This is a genomic window from Streptomyces sp. CA189 (assembly GCF_056428985.1).
On record NZ_JBWJVM010000016.1, the window covers coordinates 1 to 19,471 of the forward strand.

Sequence of the window (19,471 nt, forward strand, 5' to 3'; positions counted from 1 at the left end):
AGAATGCATGATGGGACGGCAGGCACGGATCCCCCGGTGATCATGAAGCGTAGAGAACTCCATGATCGGGCGAACCGTGCCTGCCCTACTACTGCCGCCCAGTCGGGCACCTACTGGCGGACGTTCTTAGACGTACCCCGCCGCGGCGGCGGCCCGGGCACACAGGAAAGACCGCCAAGAACGCCTGCTCAACGCGTCGACTCAAGGGCTCGTATCGGCGGTATGGGCCAGATCTTCAGTCTGACCGTTTGCGCCCTGGCGCCGCCCCCAAGCTCCGTGGAGTGGACAGGACACCTGGTGATCTGGTTTTGAGATCCTGGCGCAGTAGCGGCAGATGGGGTCGAGGATCTGGTCGGTGATCTTGGTTACCTGAAGGGGCAGGCGTGGTCGTTCGCGTCCTTGATCCAGCTCTCAAGTGCGGTCCTGAGGCCATCGAGGAAACAGAACGCGCCTCATTCGAGGCGGCGTCGTTCCAGCTTGGCGAACCACCGCTCGACCCGGTTGATCCACGACGAGTACGCCGGGGTGAAGTGCAGCTGGAAGCGAGGATCCGCGAGCAGCCACTTGTGCACCACGGGTGCCTTGTGGGCGGCGAGGATATCGAAGATCACGTGAACCGCCAGGCCGGGATGAGCCTGGCGGTCGATCTCGTCGAGGAAGTCCCTGAGGTCCACGGCCCGGTGTGGCGCGGAAAGTTTCGTGATCACCTTGCCCGTCACGGTGTTCAACTCCGCGAATGGATCAACCGTGCCGTGCCAGACGTAGTCGGAACTCCGCCGCTCGGGCACCCCGGGCAGCATCGGTAGCACCGGGGAGGCGGCGGTCCGTTCCAGGGCCTGGATCTGCGGTTTCTCATCCACCGCGAACACCGCCGTTGGCCGGCGGGGCGAGGTGGAGGCCGACGATGTCACAGGCGACCCAAGATCTGGAACAGAACACGACTCACGAGGCGAGCCCAGACCTTAAGACCGGATGGCTGGACCGGGCGGAACCGTGACGAGCTTCTCGCCCTCGGAGGCGCCCTACGTTGACCTGCTCGCGTCGCAGCTCGTTGGATTTGGTGGACCAGATGTGTGATATGTAGCAATTTCTCACTGTTTGCACCCCTCTTGCGTGACGCTCTCCATGAGTAGCTATTGAAAATGAGTGTCATAGTCGTATAGAAGTACGGGGTGCTCATCTCACGACAGGTGCTGGAGCGCCCGATGGCCGGAGTCCGGCCCTTCGCGCTCACCGCACTCCGACATCCCACGGTCTCCACACTGCTGGCGGATCACCGAGCCCTGCTGGCTGACCTTCTCGACGGCCTGGGGTCACCGCTGCATGTCGTGCTGCCCGAGATCTTCGAGGAGAACGTCGTCAGACTCCGCCGGGCGTTCGCCGAGGCGGGCGCAACCGCCGACATCCTGTTCGCCAAGAAGGCGAACAAGGCTGACTGTTATGTCACTTCGGCCGCTGCCCTCGGTGTCGGGATGGACGTGGCCAGCACCCCCGAGCTGGTCAAGGCCCTGGCCGGCGGAGTGCCTGGACACCGGATCGGAATATCCGGCCCGGAGAAGGACGACACGCTGCACGCTCTCGCCGTTCAGCACGGCTGCCTGGTCGCCGTCGACTCGATCAGCGAACTCCGTCGGCTCGCGGCCACCGCGGGCCTCGCGCAGCGGCAGGCCGCTGTGCTGCTGCGGTCCCGGACGGTCGGCCAACCGGGAAGCCGCTTCGGGCTGTCCGACGCTGAGCGGGAGGCCGCTGTCGGTCTGTGCGCGGAACTCGCCGCCCACATCAGCCTCCGGGGATTCTCCTTCCACCTGAACGGCTATTCCACGGCGGAACGTGCGACGGCGGCGAACGAGATGATCGAGCACTGCCTTGACGCCAGGCGGCGCGGCTCGCTTTCCGCGGAACTGGTGGACATCGGCGGCGGGTTGCCGGTTCGCTATGTCGAGCCGCGGCTCTGGGACGAGTTCCTTGAGCAGAACGAACCGGCCCACTACCACGCGGCCAAGGACTTCAAGGACTTCTATCCGTACGGCGGGCAGCCCGCGACCCAGGCAGTGCGCGCGCTCATGGCGCACCCGGTCGATGGTGGCGAGAGCCTGTCGGCGAAGGCGGCACGCAACGGCATCCGGTTCGTAGTCGAGCCCGGTCGGGCCCTGTTGGACCAGGCCGGATTCACCATGTACCGCGTACAGCAGGTCGACGACCGACGGGACACCGACGGGTACGCGATCGTCACCGTCGCGGGCAGCAGTTTCAGTCTCTCCGAACAGTGGTTCAACAGTGACTATCTCCCCGACCCGCTGCTGATGTCCGCCCAGCCCGCCGCCGACGAGATGTTCCCGGCCTGCGTCGCAGGCTCGACCTGCCTGGAAAGCGACCTGGTGACCTGGCGGAAGATCGGCTTCCCGCGACCCGTACGGCGCGGTGACCACCTGGTCTACCTCAACACCGCTGGCTACCAGATGGACTCCAACGAGTCACCGTTCCATGACGCCGCACTGCCGTTGAAGGCCGTTCTCAGGCTCGGTGACGAAGGGGCGCCGCCGCGCTGGCGACTGGACGGAATCTGATGCGACCTCGAACGAATCCGATGCGACCGCCAATGAAGGAGAAGCTTCGCATGTCACAGAGCTACGCCCCGCCCGGGCAGTTGTGGTTGTTGCCGCAGTCCCAGCAGGAAGGACTGGACCTCGACCACCGACAGGTGATCGAGGTCGTCGAGCAGGCCTACCGCGCGTTGGCCGAAGGCGGCTCGAACAACCCGGTCAAGACGATCATCGACGATGCCGACCACCACTCCCTGAGCTATTCGATGGTGGCCAGGGACGCCGGTAGCGGCACTGTCTGCTTCAAGGCCGTCTACGAGTTCGACCCCCGCCGCAACCGGGACAGCTACCAGTTCCACTCGTTCGTCTTCCTCGTCGACGACACCACAGGGGCACCCATCGCGCTGATGGACGTGGTGAAGCTCGGACCGCTGCGGTCCTCCGCCACCACCGCGCTCTTCGCCCGCGCGGCCTGCCCCGACGCACGAAGCGCCCTGGTCGTCGGCACCGGTGTGCAGGGGCAGGCGGCACTGCCGATGCTGCTCGCGGCCTTGCCGAATTTGGAGCGGTTGCAGGTGTTCGGCAGCTACCCCGATGGTCTGCGCGCCGTCCAGGACAGCGTCGACGGCCGCGAGGTCGAGATCGTCAAGGACCTCCGGGAGGCCGCCGGCGAGGCGGACATCGTGATCGGCGCCGCCGGCCTGTCCGCCACCGAGGAGGTCCGGCGTGACTGGATGAAGCCGGGCTCGGTCGCGGTACTCCTCGGGTACGGAGTGCACGCCGACGTGTGCCACGGCGCGGACTACCGGATCGCCACCGATACCGCCCAGATGCATGCCACCTGCGACGACCTGCGGGGCGCGGACGGCAGCCTGCCGTCGGTGGACGCCCAACTGCCGGACATCCTGCTCGGCCGTGCACCCGCCCGCCGCCATCCGGACGACGTGGTCTTCGCCTACAACAGCGGTATGGCGGTCACCGACGCCGCGCTGGGCCGGTACATAGCCGATCTCGCGCTGGCGGGCGGGCGCGGGGAAAAGGTCAGATTCTGGTGAGTACCGAAACGACCGGCACAACCGGCACGACAGAGACCGGCGTCGGCTGGTGGGTCAAGAACTCGCGGACGCTGCTCAAGCTCGCGTTCCCGTTGATCCTGACCAACTTCGCCTATGTCGCCCTGACCACGGTGGACATCGTCATGCTGGGCAGGCTCGGCGCGGTCGAGATCGCCGCCGCCGGTCTGGCCATCGCGCTGTTCAACCAGCTGCGTACCACTGGAACAGGACTGGTCACCGGAGTCAGCAACCTGGTGGCCGAGGCGCGGGTGCAGGGCGACCGGGAACGTGTCGGCGCGCTGCTGTTCGCGGGGTTCTTCTGGGCGACCGTGTGCGGTGTGGCGTTCTGCGCGGTACTCCTGCTGATCGGCCCGCTGCTCGTCCTGCTGGGTCAGGACCCGGCGGTGGTCGACAAGGCAGGCGAGTTCCTGATGGTCCTGGCACCGGGCATGCTGCCCTGCCTGTGGTTCCAGAACCTGCGGCACTTCACCACCGGGCTCAAGCGGCCCGGCCCGCTCCTGGCCATCACGCTGGCCTCGATCGGTGCGACCATCGGCCTGAACTACGTCTTGATCTACGGCAAGTTCGGCCTGCCCGCCTTCGGATTCGTCGGCGTCGCGATCGCCACCGTCACGGTGTTCCTGCTGTCCTTCCTGGCGTTCGTCGCGGTGATCCTGCGTGACAGCGTCCTGCGCCCGTACCTCACCTCGCCCGACGCGCGGCGCTGGAACGGGGACGCGGTCCGGTCCGTCTGGCGCCTCGGCCTGCCGATCTCGGGTACCTACGCCTCGGAGGCCGGATTCTTCAGTGTGCTCACGCTGGTCATCGGCTCCCTCGGCGTCGGCGCCCTGGCCGCCCAGACCGTGCTGAACCAGATCGTCTACATCGTCTTCATGATCTCCGCCGGCCTGTCGCACGCGGCGTCCATCCACATCAGCGAGGCCGACGGCGCCAACGACTACGTGGCAGCACGCAGAATGGGGCTCCTCGGCACGGCCTGGGGCATGATCGCGACGCTGGTGGTCGCCGTCGTGTACCTGGCCATCCCGAACACGATCGTGTCCCTGTTCATCTCGGCCGAGCACGCCGGCAACTCGGACATCATCGCCCTGGCCGTGACCGGACTGCTGATCGCCGCCCTCATGCAGGTCTTCGACGCCATGCAGAACATCGGCAACGGCATCCTGCGCGGCATCGGCGACACCGCAGGTCCGTTCCGGATCTCCCTCGTCGGGTACTGGCTGATCGGGCTGCCCGCGGGCTACCTGCTCGGGGTGAGCGCCGACTGGGGCGTCGAGGGCGTCTGGATCGGCCAGACCATCGGCCTCGCGGCCACCGCCGCCATCCTGCTGGTCGCCTTCCTGCGCCGCGTCGACCGGCTCCACCGAGCGACGTCCAGCGCACCCGCCCCGGAACCGGAGTCGTCATGAACCATGCCCTCGCACCGGCCGCTTCGGCCTCCCTGATACGCAGGGAAGTGGCGGGCCTGCCCCTCTACGATCCCGGCGCCGACCCGGCCGAGGTGGCCGCCCTCAGCGGCTCCTCCCGCGTGATCAAACTCTCCAACAACGAGAGCCCGTTCGGTATCTCGCCGGCGGTCGCCGAAGCCGTGCGCCTGGGCCTGGCCGACGGCGTCTCCCGCTACCCCGACCCCACCGGAAAACGTCTGGCCGAGGCCATCGGGAAGAGCCTGGACGTGCCCGCCGAGCGTGTCGTGCTCGGCAACGGCTCGGAGAACATCCTGGAGCTGCTGTGCCAGGCCGTACTCGATCCCGGTGACCTGGTGGTCACCCAGGCGCCCGGGTTCAGCCTGCACGAGACCTTCCCCCGCGTCATGGGTGCCCGAGTCGAAAAGGTGCCGGTCACCGCCGAGTTCGGGTTCGACGCGGACGCCTGGCGTGCCGCGCTGGCCGCAGGCCCGAAACTCGTCTTCCTCGCCAACCCGTGCAACCCCACCGGCGCGATGCTCAGCGCCGGCCAACTGGAGCAAGTCGTGGCCGCCACCCCGGAATCGGCCCTGCTGGTGCTCGACGAGGCGTACGGCGAGTTCGCCCGCCCCAACCCGGAGTACCCCGACGCGCTGGAGTCCCTGCGCGGACTGGATAGGCCGTGGATCGTGCTGCGCACCTTCTCCAAGGCCTACGGCCTGGCGGGGGTCCGGGTGGGGTACGGCATCGCCTCCGACTCCGCCCTGATCCAGGCACTGGACCGGGTTCGTACTCCGTACAACGTCAACCAGCCGGCCCAGGAAGCCGCCGTCGCCGCGCTGGGCGACCACGCCCACCTGGCGAACACGGTCCGCCGGACCGCTCTGGAGATCGCCAGGGTCACCGACCGGCTGCGCGGCGCGGGACTGGGCGTGGTCCCGTCCTCGACCAACTTCCTCTTCATCGACACCGGCCGCCGCTCCGACCGGGTCGCCCAGGAGCTGCACCGCGCCGGAGTCATCGTCAAGGCGTGGCGCGAGCCGGGATACGAGAACTACATCCGAGCCTCCATGTCGACCCCCGGAGACAACGACGTCTTCGTGCGGTGTCTGACGGAGATCTGCGCGAAGGACAAGCCGTGATCGAAAGCAAGATGTCTGACCTGATTGGGCGAACGCCCCTGCTGAAACTGCAAGTTGGGGAAGGCGGGGCAACCGTCCTGCTGAAGATGGAGCAGTACAACCCAACCGGCACCGCCAAGATCCGGATGGCCAGGAACATGGTGGACGAGGCGGAGGCTGCGGGGCTGCTGACCCCTGGCGGGTGGCTGGTCGAGTCCACCTCCGGGAACACCGGGCTCGGCCTGGCCCTCATCGCCGCCGAACGCGGATACAAGTTCACCGCCGTGGTGGACAACCACTCCAGTACGGACAAGCTGCGCGGCATGCTCGCCTACGGTGCCGACATACTCAACGTCGCCGGGGACGAGGAAGGGCTCGCCACCGCCGAACGCGACACCGTGGCCGAACGACTCGCGGCCGATCACGGCGCGTACTGGACTGCGCAACACCGCAATCAGGGGAACCCCAACGGCTACCGGCCGCTCGCCCGCGAACTGCACGACGACCTGGGCGACGACATCCACTACCTGTACGGGGCCGTCGGCACCGGTGGTTCGCTGTGCGGAACCGGCCGCGTCCTGCGCGAACGCATCCCGGACCTGAAGATCATCGGCGTCGAGCCGGTGGGGTCCGTCGTCTTCGGCGGCAAGGGCGCGCCCTACCACCAGTCCGGCACCGGTACGCCCGAAGGCTCGGAGATCGGCGGCGTCGTCGACTACGAACTGATCGACAAGGGGGTCAAGGCCAGTGACTCGGAAGCCTTCGAGACCTGCCGCTACCTGGCCAGGAACTTCGGCGTCCTGATCGGCGGTTCGGCGGGCGGCGTTGTCTACAAGGCCTTGGAGCAGGCGCAGAGCGCGGGCCCCGGGACCACCATCGTCGTGCTGGTCTGTGACGGCGGCGACAAGTACCTGGACACCGTGTTCAACGACGACTGGATGGCGGCCAACGACTTGTTCGACGCTCATGTCGTCCACCGGCTCGCCGCGATGCTGCGGTAGCGCCCGACCCGACCGAACGGCCAGCATGCCTGGCGCATCCGGTCGGTCCCACCGATGTGCGGTCCGCGGCGCTTCGCGGCCGCAGCCGCGAAGCGCCGTCCCTCCTGTGACGTGCCCTTCGACCGGCTCCGCCAGGCGGTCCGCCTGAGCTGCCAGGACCCTTCTGCCCTCTCACACGAACTGGTACCTTCCTGCTAATGAAAACGAAAACGATAACCATATGTGTGGCAGCCTTGGCGGTGCTCGCAGTTGCGGGGTGCACGGCCGGCACCGCTACCGATGCCGGCGAGCGGGCAACGACGACGGGGGCGGGGGCGGGCGCGACCACGACCTACCCGTTCACCCTCAAGAACTGCGGCACCGATGTGACCTACAAGGCCGCACCGAAGAAGGTCGTCACCCTGAACCAGACCGCCGCCGAGATCCTCATCCACCTGGGCTTGGGTGACCGGATCGTCGGGTCGGGCTACGAGATCGAGAAGACGCCGGACGCGATCGCCGAGCAGTACAAGAAGATTCCGCTCCTGTCCGCGCACGGGCAGGAGATCAAACACGAGAAGCTGCTGGAAGCGCAGCCGGACTTCGTCTACGGCTCCTTCGCGAGCATGTTCACCGCCGAGCAGTCCGGCGACCGGAAGCAGCTGCACGACCTGGGCGTGCCGACTTACCTGACCGAGTTCGACTGCTCGTCCCACGAGAGCGTGGCGGGCGCGAACTTCGAGATGATGCACGAGGAGTACCGTCGGCTGGGCAAGATCATGGGCGTGCCCGCCGCCGGGGAAAAGCTGGCGACCGAACAGCAGGCCGTGGTGGACAAGGCGCTGGGCGCCGTCAAGAAGCGGGACACCCCGCTGAAGGTGATGTGGTTCTACTCCACCTACGAGGGGACTCCGTGGGCAGCGGGCCCCGGTGGTCTGCCGCAGCACATCTCGGACCTCGTTGGTGTCCAGAACATCTTCGCCGACGCGAAGACCAAGTGGGCCGAGGTGAGCTGGGACGAGGTCGCCGCCCGGAATCCCGACGTCATCATCCTGGCCGACCTGACCCGAGGCGAACCCAACGACACCGCCAAGGAGAAGATCGACCTGCTCAAGAAGGACCCTCTCACCAGCAAGCTCGGCGCGGTGGCGGGCGACCGGTTCATCTCCATCCCCGGCTCCCACATGGATCCCAGCTACGGCAGCGCGTCCGTGATTCCCGCGCTGGTCGACGGCCTGAACAGGCTCGGCTGACCCGCCAACCATCATGACGACTAATTCACACAAGACCGCCGCGCCCACCGGAAACACGATCACCAGGCGTGAAACCGTTCCGGTGCGCCGGCGGCGCACCCCGACGGTGGCGCTCTTCTTCCTGGCCGTGGCCGGACTGCTGGTGTCGGTCGTCGCCGCGTCGCTGTTCGGGAGCGCGGACATCCGGCCCCTGGATGTCGTCTCCACGATCCTCCGTCACGTCGGACTGGGGAGTATCGCCCCCACCCCGCCCCTGCCGGGGCTACTCGACGCCCTGATCTGGGAGTCGCGCTTCCCACGGGTGCTGCTGGCCGCCGCCGTCGGCATGGCCCTGGCGGTCTCGGGCACGGTCCTGCAAGCGGTCACCAGGAATCCCCTTGCCGACCCCTACCTGCTGGGAGTCTCCTCCGGCGCCTCCACCGGCGCGGTCGCCGTGCTCCTGCTGGGCATCGGAGGAAGCATCTCCCTGTCCACCGGAGCCTTCGTCGGCGGCCTGGTCTCCTTCGGCCTGCTGCTGCTCCTGCTCGGCGGAGGCCGCGTCGCCAGCCCTTCCCGCGTGGTGCTCACCGGCGTACTCGTGTCCCAGTTCTTCGCCGCGGTCACCTCGGTCATCCTCATGGTCAGCGGGGACGCGAACTCCACCCGGGGCTTCACCTACTGGCTGCTCGGCACCCTCGGCGGCGCCCGGTGGGAAGGGGTGACCGTCACCGTCGTGATCATCCTGATCGGGGTGGTCGCCGTCCAGTTCTTCGCGCCCGCCCTCGACGCCTTCACGTTCGGGTGGGACTCCGCCGCCGCCCTGGGGATCAACGTCACCGCGGCCCGCATCTGGCTGATGGTGCTGACCTCGGTCATCACGGCCGCTGCCGTGGCCGCCTCCGGCGCGATCGGCTTCATCGGGCTTCTCATCCCGCACGCTGTCCGCATCCTGACAACTCCGACGCACCGCACCCTGCTTCCCCTGTCCGCGATCGTCGGCGCCATCTTCCTCATCTGGGTGGACGCGTTCGCGCGGACAGCGTTCTCGCCCCACGAACTGCCCGCCGGGGTCATCACCGCACTTCTCGGCGCGCCCGCCTTCGCGCTGATCCTGAAGCGTCTGGAGTCCTGATGGGCCGCATCACCACCTCCCAGCTCTCCTGGTCGGTCAAAGGCCACCGGCTACTGGACAACATCGAGATGGCGGCCAACAACGGAAAGACCGTCGGCCTCCTCGGCCCCAACGGCTCGGGCAAGTCGACACTGCTGCGCCTGCTCGCCGGACTGCGGCGCCCCGACACCGGAACCATCCGCTACGACGACACCGGTCTGCATGACCTCGGCCGCAGGGTGCTGGCCCGACGGCTCGCCGTCGTCGAACAGGACGTATCCGCCCACAACCACGTCAATGTCCGCCAGGTCGTGGAACTCGGCCGCACGCCCTTCCGCGGCCGCTTCGACGCCCTGACCGAGCGCGATCGGCGGATCGTCGACGCGGCGCTGGAACGCACCGACATCACCGACAAGCAACACCAGAGCTGGCACACCCTCTCCGGAGGGGAGAAACAGCGCGCCCAACTCGCCCGCGCCCTCGCGCAAGAACCTCAGGAGATCCTGCTCGACGAACCCACCAACCACCTCGACATCCGCCACCAGCTCGAACTCCTGGACCTGCTGACATCACTGGACGTCACCTGCGTCGTCGCCCTGCACGACCTCAACCTCGCCGCCCGGTACTGCGACCACATCGTCGTCCTCGACCACGGACAGGTCGCCGCAGCGGGCCCTCCGGAGGCCGTGCTGACCCCGGACCTGATCCGGTCGGTCTACGGCGTCAACGTGCTCGTCGACCGCGAACACACCACCGGCGCCCTCCGCATCACCTACCTGGCCGCCACAGCCACGCGAACGACTGCCGCACAGGCGGTGCGACTCGATGCTCCGTAGAAGCCGGTTCCCTCAACCCCGGCCAGCCGTACCACTTGCAACGAACATGGGGCACCGGCAACGTTCACGATCGGTTCGCGGGCGGGATGGCCGTCACCGGACCGGTCGGGCGCTCGCCGGGTCTGCGGCAGGGAGCCCCTCGAGGCCAGCGAGAGGATGGTTTCCTCCAGGTCGCCAGTGCGGCGCGCGTACTTCGGCAGCAGACCGTCGGCGAAGGTGCCCAGCCGGTCCGGGGACCTGCACCGTTTCGGCACTCCGGACTCAGCTCGAAGACGCGGACCGAAATCCACGACCTCGCGGCCGCCCGGCCCGTCAGCTGATCGAGCTGCCGCAGCAGACGATCACCAAGGCTGTCCGCCGCGCTGACGGCGCTGCCAGGCAACGCGCCGGAGTGCTGAGGGCGCGGTGCCTGGTCGGTAAGTAGAGGGCTGGGCCGAACGGGAGTGGGAAGAGTTCGCGTACAAGGTGGCCGGCACCGCCCCGAACCTCGTGGCGGCCCAGGAGTGGGTGAACGAACTCCAGATCGGCGACACCCGACCGCGTGATGGCCTTGGTGAAGGCGGCGCCCGCAGAGACAGGCGGAGGGGCGGGTGAGAGCCGTCTGCGAGCCGGTCGTAGGTGTCCTGGCCCCCATGGTCGGGCCGGTAGCCTGCGGGAGTGAGCGAGCAGGTGCGGGTTGAACACCCGGTAGAACGGAGGACGGCAATGGCCCGGCGTTATGACTGCTCCACCGTGTCCGGCCGTGCCGATGGGCTGCGCGAGGCCGCCGTGGCGGTGCGCCGGGGTGCGCTGGTGGTGCTGCCCACGGACACCGTGTATGGCATCGGTGCCGACGCCTTCAACCGTGAAGCGGTGGAGGGTCTGCTGCGGGCCAAGGGTCGTGGACGGGCCATGCCCTCGCCGGTGCTGGTCGCCTCCCCTCACGCTCTCAACGATCTGGTCACCGACTTCCCCGAGCAAGGCTGGGCCCTGGTGGAAGCGTTCTGGCCGGGCGGGTTGACCCTGGTCGCCCGCCACCAGCCGTCGCTGGCCTGGGACCTGGGGGAGACCCACGGCACGGTCGCGGTCCGGATGCCGTCCCACCCTGTGGCTCTCGACCTGCTTACCGAGACCGGGCCGATGGCGGTCTCCAGCGCCAACCTGACCGGACTTCCGTCCCCGCAGGACTGCGATGCCGCTCAGGGCATGCTTGGCGACTCGGTCGCCGTCTACCTCGACGGCGGGCCCACCGAGGCCGCCGTCGCCTCCTCGATCGTGGACCTCACCGGCCCGGTCCCCATCCTCAAGCGCGCCGGTGCGATCAGCGCCGAGCGTCTGCGGAAGGTGGCACCCGGCCTCCAGGACGCCGGGTAACCCGTCCCGTCGGCGACGGTGCTGGGCAGCACCGTCGATCCATTGGAGCCACCCGTTCGGCGGGCGTCGTGATCGCGGCGCGTCGTTGTGGACGATGTGGCGGTCCGCGGTGAACAGGGCGTCGGCGACCTGGCGCCGGACGCTGCGCAGGTGCCCGGCGGCGACTTGCCCTACCCGGGGGAGGGCACTCGCCGCGCGCTGAGGCTCCAGCTGGAAGCGGCCCTCGCCCGGCGTCTGGGGATAGCCGGTGACATGAGGGCACCCAGCCCCGGTCTGTCACACCCCCGCCGCCTTTACGGACCCCGCGAAGCGATCAGGTGCGCCTGGCCGTAGCCTGCGGTCATGAGTGACGCACCGCCGCTGACCCCGTCCGAAGCTTCCGAGCTGCTGCTGGCCGGCAACCAGCGCTTCGTCGCGGGCACACCGCAGCACCCCAACCAGGACGCCGCGCGCCGTGCCGAGACCGCACCTGTCCAGCGCCCGTTCGCCGTGCTCTTCGGCTGCTCCGACTCACGGCTGGCCGCCGAGATCATCTTCGACCGGGGCCTGGGGGATCTGTTCGTGGTCCGCACCGCGGGCCACGTGGCCGGGTCGGAGGTGCTGGGCAGCATCGAGTACGGCGTGAACGTGCTGGACTGCCCGCTCGTCGTGGTGTTGGGCCACGACTCGTGCGGCGCGGTCGCCGCCGCGCGTGCCGCCGTGGCCGACGGCGTCGGCACCACCGGGTACGTACGCGACGTCATCGAGCGGGTCACCCCCAGCATCCTGGCCGCCCGCGCCGCCGGGCTCACCGCGGACGACGACATCATCGCCGAGCACATCCGGCACACCGTGGACCTCCTCCTGGACCGCTCCCGGGTGCTCGCCGATCAGGTCACCGCCGGTCGGACGGCCGTGGTGGGCCTGTCCTACCGGCTGTCCGACGGCAGCGCCCGAGTTGTCACCGCCCGCGGTCTGCCGGTGGAGGCGCCTGTCCCAGGCGCCTGAAAGATTTCAGGCGAACGGCAACCGGGGCGCTGCCGGCGCGGGCTTCGTGACACGGCACCAACTCCACAGCGTGAAGCACGTTCCTTAGGACGTGACGCGGGAGTGCGCACGCGGCCTCTGCCTTAACCGCGTCGGCGTGTGGCGAACCATGAGGCGAGGAAGAAGACGGGCAGGGCGACCCCTGTCAGCAGCACGGTGCCGGTGGCCGCGCTCCACAGGAAGCGGCCCCCAAGGTGGGCGACGCCCTGGTAGTAGCCGAGTGCCACGGTCATCAGCAGCGCGTATCCGCCGACCGCGGTGCCTACCACTTGGCGGACCAGCGACAGCCAGCCGTGCCCGGCCCCCACAGGAGCGAGCCGTCGCGCCGGCACCCAGGATCGGTCGGGGCGGCGGCGGAGCATGAGCAGACCCAGGCCGAGGTAGGTCATGACCATGGCATAGCCGGTGATCATGAGGGTGATGTTGAGGGAGACCGGCAGCATGGTTTTCCCTGGCCGGTCTCAGGAGGGCTCTTGGAGCAGGAAGTGCCAGCCGCGTACGAAGGTGTGCCAGCCGAACCACAGCCACAGGGCGAACAGGGCCCAGCGGCCGATTGGGTAGCCCATGACGGCCCTGGTCGCGTCGCTGAGGGTGGGGAAGCCGTCGTCCGGCCGGAGCAGGCCGATGCCTTCCCACGCGAAGATCGCGCCGAACAGCACGGCCCAGACCAGGTAGCCGATCACCGGATGCTCTGCCACTGTGCTGGCCGTCCTCTCGCGCCGTAAGCCGGAGTGGTCGGGTCGATCATCGGTCATGGCGGACCGCCTGCCCGGGACGCGCACCGCGCGTCGGTCAGGCCGAGGCTCTGGGCTGCCCTCGATACCCGCGGCAGGGCCTACGGGTAGTGGTGGCGCGGGGTGTGCGCCGGGTATTCCGCGTATTCGGTGCAGTCCGGATTGCGGCACGGACCCGGCTCCCACACGCTCCGATATCCAGCCGCCCGCGAAAGCGCCGACGACGCTGATGACGGTGCGGCTGGTCACGTCGTCGGCGTCCGTTGCGGGCAGGAGGAGCTGGGCTATGGCCCCGGCCAGCAGGCCGAGGGTCAGCCAGGTGATCCGACTCATGACAATCCCCGAGGCCTGGTTGCTGCGGAGCGCCCCCTATGCGGGGGGTGAGGGTCAGCGTCGCGGGGTGTCGGTAGGGGATTCCGGGGCGGGGTGCGGGCTGATCACGGCGTCGGGTTCGATGACCCGCTTCGTGCCGTCGTCGGCGCGCTGGCCTGCGGCCTGGGGCGCCGGGTCGTTCTTCATCGCCCGTGCCTCGCTCTTGAGGATTCTGGCCGACTTCCCCATCGAGCGGGCGAGTTCGGGCAGCTTCTTGGCCCCAAAGACCAGGACGACGATGATCAGGATGATCGCTATCTCGCTGATACCGAACATGGCGCGCTGCCCTCCTGGGCTGATACGGCCTGCTGTCTGTGCCCCGGTCCGGGTGGTTCCCGGGCGGGGCAGTCGCACCCTGAAGCCGCGGGTGGTTACAGGTGGGAGGCGATGGCGGGCAGGAGGTCCTGGAAGGTGCGGCCGTTGGCCGGCTCCCCGATCGCGGACATGCTCCACGCCTGCCCGGAGCGGTGGACCTTGGCCATGACCTGCGCCGTGTAGTTGCCGCCGCCGGAGAGCGTGTAGCGGGCCAGCTCCTGCCCGCTGGTGTCGTCGATAAGGCGACAGAACGCGTTCTGCACGTCCGTGAAGGTCTGCCCGGTGAAGGAGTTGACGGTGAAGACGATCTGGTCGACGTGCACCGGCAGCCGCTGGAGGTCCACCAGGATCGACTCGTCGTCCCCGCCCTGCCCCGCACCGCCGACCCGGTTGTCACCGGTGTGGCGTACCGAACCGTCCTTGCTGACCAGCTGCTGGAAAAACACCACGTCCACCGGCTCCTTGCCCGCGAACAAGACGGCCGAGGCGTCCAGGTCGATCTCCCGCGCGGTCATCCGGGCGAGGAACCCCTTGCGCGGGGCGGACTGCCAGCCCAGCCCCATGCGCACCACGGTCAGGTCGCCCCCGCCGGGCTTCTCCAGGCTGATCCGCTGGCCCTTGTCCAGGTTGATCCCCACCGGTGTCCTCCAGATGCTGGCTCGTTGATGTACGCCGTCATGTAGCCGCGTTAGCGGTCACCGCCATGAATCTACAGCACTGTAGAAGCCTGGGGAGATGCTTCTCATGGGCGAGCGACGACCGCCCGGGCCAAGGGTGCGTCAGTCCGTGGTCCGGATCGGTGGGCTGGTGGCCCGGGTGGCCCGGGGCGGGCCGGGTCGGGGACCGGCCCGCCCCGGCGGCGTCTTGGTGTGTCAGACGCCGACGCCGAAGTCTGCGGCGATTCCCGACAGGCCGGAGGCGTAGCCCTGGCCGACGGCGCGGAACTTCCATTCCGCGCCGCTGCGGTAGAGCTCACCGAAGACCATCGCGGTCTCGGTCGAGGCGTCCTCGGAAAGGTCGTAGCGGGCGATCTCCGCCCCGCCGGCCTGGTTGACAACGCGGATGAACGCGCCCCTTACCTGGCCGAAGCTCTGACTGCGGGCTTCGGCGTCATGGATGGAGACCGGGAAAACGATCTTGTCGACGTCGGCGGGCACGGTGGCGAGGTTGACCTTGACGACCTCGTCGTCCCCCTCGCCCTCGCCGGTGAGGTTGTCGCCGGTGTGCTCGACGGATCCGTCGGGGCTCTTGAGGTTGTTGTAGAAGACGAAGTGCTGGTCGGAGGGGACCTTCCCGGACGCGTTCACCAGCAGGGCGCTGGCGTCGAGGTCGAAGTCGACCCCGGTGGTCGTCCGGATATCCCAGCCCAGGCCCACCAGTACGGCCGTCAGGCCCGGGGCCTCCTTGCTCAGCGAGACGTTGCCGCCCTTGGACAGGCTTACACCCATGTCGTGGCTCCCATTCGGTATCTCCGCGGCCCCGGCTGGCGCGCCCGTACCGTCGGATCAAGGCGAATCTACAACACTGTAGAAGTGTATTGGTGGGGTTCGGTCGGTGTGGCGGCTTCACGGAGTGGGGCTGCCCGCGGGCCGCCGAACAGCAGGCCGGTGGATCAGTACGATGAACCGCCACGCCGCGTCGGGTGAGGCAATAGGGCGGGAGGTTGACGGCATGACGGTGAAAGACACGAGCGGCGGCGACCCGTCCCGCCGCCGGGGGCAGGGTGAACTGGAGAGCCAGGTGCTCACCGCGCTGTGCCAGGCGCCGGGGCCGGTCACGGCGGGCTGGGTCCAGGACCGGCTCGGCGGCGGCCTGGCCTACACGACGGTGATGACGATCCTGACCCGGCTGCAGGCCAAGGGTGCTGTGGCCAGGGAGCGGGTGGGTCGGTCGTTCGAGTGGATGGCCGTTGCCGACGAGGCCGGGCTGGCAGCTTTGCGGATGCGGAAGGTCCTGGACGCCGAGAGTGACCGGCAAGCCGTCCTGGCCAGCTTCGTGACCGCTCTCCCGCCCGGGGACGAGCAGCTGCTGCGCGAACTTCTGGGCAAGGCATCCGAGGCTGGGGAAGGCTGAGGGACATGGGGATCTTCGTGTTCCTGCCGCTGGTGCTCCCGTTGACAGCGTGGCCGATCGCGCGGCTGGCCGGGCACCATCTGCACCCGCGTACCGCGACCTGGCTGCTGACCGGCGTCGCGGCAGTGCTGGCGGTGTGCAGCACACTGTGCCTGGCGCTGCTGATGGTGGTGGGGACCGCGCAGCTGCCCGGCAACCCGCTGCCGGACGGCTGGTCCGACCCGGAGGTGCGCGAAGCGGTCCCGTACGACGAGGTCGCCGGCAAGGCCGCCATCCCCGCCCTCCTCGCGGTGATCGCCTCGTGCGCCGCCTCGGCGTGGCGCCACCGGCGGGTGCGCCGGCGCAGCTGGCGTGCTCTGGCCGGGCTGCCCGCCAGGCCGGTGGCCGTGCTGCCCGATGAGGTCCCGTACGCCTATGCGCTGCCCGGCTCGCGCCGTGACCGGATCGTGGTGAGCACGGGAATGCTGGCCGCGCTGACCTCCCGCGAGCGCCGGGCCCTGTTCGCGCACGAGCGCGCCCACCTCACGGGAGGCCATCACCGGTTCCTGCTGGCCGTGCAGCTCGCCGCCCGCGCCAACCCGTTTCTGCGGCCCCTGAGGTCGGTGGTGGCCTACACCGCCGAGCGGTGGGCTGACGAGGAGGCGGCGTCCAGGGTCGGCAGCCGCCGTACGGTGGCGGTGGCGATCGGCAAGGCGGCGCTGATCAGCCGCGGCGCCCCGCTGGCCACGCTGGCCTCGTTCGCGGCGGCGGGCCCGGTGCCGAGCCGGGTGGCCGCGCTGCTGGAGCCCGCCCCGCAGTCCAGCCGCTGGCCGTCGGTGTTCACCGCGGTGGGCATGGCCACGTGGGGTGCAGCGGCCGGCACGACGGTTTCCGCGCTGTCCTCGGCGAATTCCGCCGTCACCCTGTTCTTCATCCTCCACGCCGCCACACCCCTGTGACCTGGACCAGGGGTGCCTGACGCGGCTGCTGCTTGTGGCGCGGGGGTGGCGTGCGGGAGAAGCTGGGAAGACGCAAAGCGTGCCCAGCCCCGGCACAGGGGCTGTGGGTGAGGAGAGGCGGGGCGATGTCCGGTCCGGTCGTGGTCGGGGTGGACGGCTCGCCCTCCGCCATGGCCGCGGTGGACGCCGCCGCGCGGGAGGCGCTGCTCAGAGGCGCCGAGCTGCATGTGGTCCACGCCTTCATCTGGCCCGCCATGCACGTACCGCCCGGCGCCTCGCCTCTCGGACCGCCCGCCGGGGGCGTCCGGGAGTCGGTCGAGCACCTGCTCCACGGGGCCGTCGACCTGGCCCGGTCCGCGGCCCCGGGAGTGCGGGCCACCAGTGCGGTGATGCCCGGTGAGGCGGTGGCGGCCCTGGAAGCGGAGTCACGGACGGCGCAGCTCATCGTGGTGGGCCAGCGCGGCTCGGGGGGCATCAGAGAGCTTCTGCTGGGATCTACGGCCGTCCACCTCGCCGCGCACGGCCACTGCCCGGTGATGGTCGTACGCGGCCGCACCGACCCCGAAGGCCCTGTGCTGGTAGCGGTGGACGGCTCCCCCCAGGGCCGGAGCGCGATCGCGTTCGCGTACGCCGAGGCACAGCTGCGGGGCACCGAACTGGTGGCCCTGCATGCCTGGAGCACGTGGAGCGATCACGGCGAGATCGGCCCGGGCCATCCCGTGGAACTGGTCGACATGATCGGTGACGTGGACCAGCTACGGGCGACAGAAGAGCGGCTCCTGGCCGAGGCACTGTCAGGCCACCGCGCGCAGTACCCCGGGGTGACCGTACGCCCGCGGACCGTCCGGGGCCGCACCCGGCCGACGCTGATCGAGGCCAGTGAGAGCGCCCAGCTGATCGTGGTGGGCGCGCGCGGACGCGGCGGATTCGCCGGACTGCTGCTGGGCTCGGTCAGCCAGGCCGTCCTGCACCACGCCCACTGCCCCGTCACCGTGCTCCGCTCGGGCCTCTGATGCCCATCCGCACCCGCGCGCCGGCGGGAACGCAGCCGTGGAGCGGAATACGGCAGGAGCCGAGGACGGGCCCCGACCAGTTCTTCGGCGGCCGTCCCGGCCGGAGCTCACGGAGGCAGGGAGGGTGGCGAGTTGGCCATCAGGTACTGGCGGATGACGCTGGAGACGTTCCTCGGCGAGCTCCTCGATGCCGGGTTTGTGCTCGAGAGACTCATGGAACCGCGGGCCACAGAGGAAGCCCGGCTGATTGATCCACGCCGGCACGAAAAGACCCACAGCCAGCCGCTCTTCCTTGCCGTCAGGCTCCACCGTCCCTGACGAGCGGCCCAAGGCCGATGCTGCGGTTACGCCCTTCGAGGCACGTTGACGCGGGAGCAGTTCGCCGCGCGTGGCTGCGGCATCGACTGGGGGAGCGGCCCCTGTGGTGGCTGTTGCTGGATAGTCACCTACGGAGCGAAGATCACAGCGACCTTGTGAAGTGATCACCGGTAGTGAGCACCGTCCTCTACTTCGAGCCGATGTGGGTCGAGGGGCGCGCGCCGGGTCGCAGAGGCCACCAAGCGTGGTGCGCACCCTGACGCCGTTCCACTGCGCAGGACTGCGGAAGCGTGTACGACGCGGGCGTGCTGCTGCGGCTGGCCTCTTTTCGGAAGCAGCAAGGATCGACGGCTCGAAGAATTGTCCTTCAATTTTTCGGGGTGATCTGAGGTGAGTGGCGGATCAGGGGGCGCCATGCGTTAGCGTGGCAAGCGTTGATGGCGAGCCCCCGTGCTGGTTCGTGCTGACTTTTGAGGCGCAGTAGGGGTAAACGTGCAGGTCAGAGCGATTTCATGAGGTTCCTGCACACCTTTTAGGCGCTTCTTTTAGCATGATGATCTTCCCAGCGCAAACATGCAGGTCAAGGGCTTAGGCCTCGCCTATTGGTGGGGCCCTCCTGCATCCCGTGCTGGTCTGGTGCTGAGCTCTCGTCACCCGTCATCACCCCTATCAACCCCAACCGTGCTGGGTCGGTGCTGACCCAGCACGAGCCCAGCCTGGACGCCTTCGGGGGCGTGTCGGCAAGCGGAGCGACCAAGATGGGACCGCTGATCGCTGCGGGAGCGGAATGCCGGGGTGGCACGATTCGGCCCGGCTTCCGGCCGCACATATTCCGAACTGGATTTGTGCAGTCGGTGCCCGGTCTCCCGGTTCTTCCCCCGCCAGCCTCGAAGCGAGTCACGGTCTGGCGCCGGACCCGCTCCTGCGCGGCTGTCTCGGCGTCGGTCAAGCCGCCGTCCTGCGGATATCTCACCGAACGAGGACTACCGAGGCCACCTTCACCCTGTCTGGCGAACAGCCGGCC

General features: G+C 68.9%; 20 protein-coding genes. 14 read left to right on the plus strand and 6 right to left on the minus strand.

Annotated features, from left to right (window positions below):
* Positions 1 to 452: 452 nt before the first annotated feature.
* The gene (locus AC061S_RS15490; protein ID WP_478686523.1) at positions 453 to 860 is read right to left on the minus strand and encodes a transposase; all 408 of its coding nucleotides are present in this window, start codon (positions 858 to 860) and stop codon (positions 453 to 455) included.
* 312 nt (positions 861 to 1,172) lie between these two features.
* Here AC061S_RS15490 and AC061S_RS15495 point away from each other — a divergent pair, with 312 nt between their 5' ends.
* The 10 genes from AC061S_RS15495 (at position 1,173) to AC061S_RS15540 (ending at position 12,645) form a co-directional block, all read left to right on the plus strand.
* Positions 1,173 to 2,567 (plus strand): alanine racemase, encoded by a 1,395-nt coding sequence (locus AC061S_RS15495; protein ID WP_478686524.1) that lies wholly within the window; start codon positions 1,173 to 1,175, stop codon positions 2,565 to 2,567.
* A gap of 50 nt (positions 2,568 to 2,617) precedes the next feature.
* Positions 2,618 to 3,598 (plus strand): ornithine cyclodeaminase, encoded by a 981-nt coding sequence (locus AC061S_RS15500; protein WP_478686525.1) that lies wholly within the window; start codon positions 2,618 to 2,620, stop codon positions 3,596 to 3,598.
* Complete coding sequence (locus AC061S_RS15505; RefSeq protein WP_478686526.1) at positions 3,595 to 5,028, plus strand: MATE family efflux transporter; 1,434 nt, start codon at positions 3,595 to 3,597, stop codon at positions 5,026 to 5,028. The genes AC061S_RS15500 and AC061S_RS15505 overlap by 4 nt, the downstream gene beginning before the upstream one ends.
* The gene (gene hisC, locus AC061S_RS15510) at positions 5,025 to 6,167 is read left to right on the plus strand and encodes a histidinol-phosphate transaminase (RefSeq protein ID WP_478686527.1); all 1,143 of its coding nucleotides are present in this window, start codon (positions 5,025 to 5,027) and stop codon (positions 6,165 to 6,167) included. Before AC061S_RS15505 ends, hisC begins: the two co-directional genes overlap by 4 nt.
* Positions 6,168 to 6,178: 11 nt before the next feature.
* Complete coding sequence (locus tag AC061S_RS15515; RefSeq protein WP_478686528.1) at positions 6,179 to 7,147, plus strand: PLP-dependent cysteine synthase family protein; 969 nt, start codon at positions 6,179 to 6,181, stop codon at positions 7,145 to 7,147.
* 224 nt (positions 7,148 to 7,371) lie between these two features.
* Positions 7,372 to 8,379 (plus strand): ABC transporter substrate-binding protein, encoded by a 1,008-nt coding sequence (locus AC061S_RS15520; protein WP_478686529.1) that lies wholly within the window; start codon positions 7,372 to 7,374, stop codon positions 8,377 to 8,379.
* A gap of 82 nt (positions 8,380 to 8,461) precedes the next feature.
* Entirely contained in the window at positions 8,462 to 9,490 is a 1,029-nt protein-coding gene (locus AC061S_RS15525; RefSeq protein ID WP_478686638.1) for a FecCD family ABC transporter permease, read from the plus strand.
* Positions 9,490 to 10,305 carry an ABC transporter ATP-binding protein gene (locus AC061S_RS15530; RefSeq protein ID WP_478686530.1) on the plus strand — a complete coding sequence of 272 codons (816 nt, stop codon included), beginning with the start codon at positions 9,490 to 9,492 and terminating at the stop codon, positions 10,303 to 10,305. The genes AC061S_RS15525 and AC061S_RS15530 overlap by 1 nt, the downstream gene beginning before the upstream one ends.
* A gap of 705 nt (positions 10,306 to 11,010) precedes the next feature.
* Complete coding sequence (locus AC061S_RS15535) at positions 11,011 to 11,658, plus strand: L-threonylcarbamoyladenylate synthase (protein ID WP_478686531.1); 648 nt, start codon at positions 11,011 to 11,013, stop codon at positions 11,656 to 11,658.
* A 342-nt stretch (positions 11,659 to 12,000) separates the two neighbouring features.
* Complete coding sequence (locus AC061S_RS15540) at positions 12,001 to 12,645, plus strand: carbonic anhydrase (RefSeq protein WP_478686532.1); 645 nt, start codon at positions 12,001 to 12,003, stop codon at positions 12,643 to 12,645.
* Between the two features lie 122 nt (positions 12,646 to 12,767).
* Here the strand turns inward: AC061S_RS15540 and AC061S_RS15545 are convergent, their stop codons facing one another.
* The 5 genes from AC061S_RS15545 to AC061S_RS15565 all read right to left on the minus strand — a co-directional run bounded on the left by AC061S_RS15545 (position 12,768) and on the right by AC061S_RS15565 (position 15,553).
* Positions 12,768 to 13,127 carry a DUF6256 family protein gene (locus tag AC061S_RS15545; protein ID WP_478686533.1) on the minus strand — a complete coding sequence of 120 codons (360 nt, stop codon included), beginning with the start codon at positions 13,125 to 13,127 and terminating at the stop codon, positions 12,768 to 12,770.
* A gap of 18 nt (positions 13,128 to 13,145) precedes the next feature.
* Entirely contained in the window at positions 13,146 to 13,382 is a 237-nt protein-coding gene (locus AC061S_RS15550) for a DUF6186 family protein (protein WP_478686534.1), read from the minus strand.
* 423 nt (positions 13,383 to 13,805) lie between these two features.
* Positions 13,806 to 14,066, minus strand: coding sequence for a Sec-independent protein translocase subunit TatA (tatA, locus tag AC061S_RS15555; RefSeq protein ID WP_478686535.1), 261 nt, complete (start codon positions 14,064 to 14,066; stop codon positions 13,806 to 13,808).
* A gap of 95 nt (positions 14,067 to 14,161) precedes the next feature.
* Entirely contained in the window at positions 14,162 to 14,743 is a 582-nt protein-coding gene (locus tag AC061S_RS15560) for a TerD family protein (RefSeq protein ID WP_478686536.1), read from the minus strand.
* Positions 14,744 to 14,977: 234 nt separating this feature from the next.
* The gene (locus AC061S_RS15565; protein ID WP_478686537.1) at positions 14,978 to 15,553 is read right to left on the minus strand and encodes a TerD family protein; all 576 of its coding nucleotides are present in this window, start codon (positions 15,551 to 15,553) and stop codon (positions 14,978 to 14,980) included.
* Positions 15,554 to 15,776: 223 nt separating this feature from the next.
* Here AC061S_RS15565 and AC061S_RS15570 point away from each other — a divergent pair, with 223 nt between their 5' ends.
* From AC061S_RS15570 to AC061S_RS15585, 4 genes are all read left to right on the plus strand, one after another.
* A complete protein-coding gene (locus AC061S_RS15570; RefSeq protein ID WP_478686538.1) occupies positions 15,777 to 16,178 on the plus strand; it encodes a BlaI/MecI/CopY family transcriptional regulator in 402 nt (133 codons plus the stop codon).
* Positions 16,179 to 16,183: 5 nt separating this feature from the next.
* Entirely contained in the window at positions 16,184 to 17,116 is a 933-nt protein-coding gene (locus tag AC061S_RS15575; protein WP_478686539.1) for a M56 family metallopeptidase, read from the plus strand.
* Positions 17,117 to 17,241: 125 nt separating this feature from the next.
* Positions 17,242 to 18,129: a universal stress protein gene (locus tag AC061S_RS15580; protein ID WP_478686540.1), complete on the plus strand. Its 888-nt coding sequence runs from the start codon at positions 17,242 to 17,244 to the stop codon at positions 18,127 to 18,129.
* A 153-nt stretch (positions 18,130 to 18,282) separates the two neighbouring features.
* On the plus strand, positions 18,283 to 18,447 hold the full coding sequence (locus AC061S_RS15585; RefSeq protein ID WP_478686541.1) for a hypothetical protein: 165 nt from the start codon (positions 18,283 to 18,285) through the stop codon (positions 18,445 to 18,447).
* The last annotated feature ends 1,024 nt before the right edge of the window (positions 18,448 to 19,471 follow it).